We start from the raw sequence: 461 nt of genomic DNA, 5'->3' as shown, positions 1-461 counted from the left end.
CCCCACAAACACCACCCCCCCCCAACAACACCACACCAACAACAACCACAACCAAGACAACAACAAAAAAGACGCCACAAAACACCAACGAACCAACAAACAAGCACTAAACCACAAACAACCCCCACACACAAAATACAAACAAAACCCACCAAAACAAACAAAACACCACTCCGACAAAAAAAACAACAAACAACACACAACTAAATACAACAACACACATATATTCCAACCAACCGACGACAAAAGCACACCACACCACCCTAACAACAACAACAACAAAACACACCAAAACACCCACCACCAACAAAACCCCAACACCCAACACAACACCAAAAAAACCACCAAACAAACAACACAACACCAACAAACAACAACCACACCACACCAAAACACCCCCAACAAACCAAACAACAACAACCAACAACACCACACAAACAACACAACAAAACACAACCCCA

1 protein-coding gene is annotated in these 461 nt (G+C 43.0%); it reads left to right on the top strand.

Annotated elements, in window-relative coordinates; all coding sequences use genetic code 11:
- A partial coding sequence (locus ACTHUM_RS19515; RefSeq protein WP_440403943.1) for a hypothetical protein occupies positions 1-461 on the top strand: 461 nt, incomplete at both ends.

It is taken from the genome of Neisseria sp. P0021.S006 (assembly GCF_051956895.1).
The sequence above is the reverse complement of the archived record's forward strand: the minus strand, read 5'-3'. Positions and strand labels throughout refer to the sequence as shown.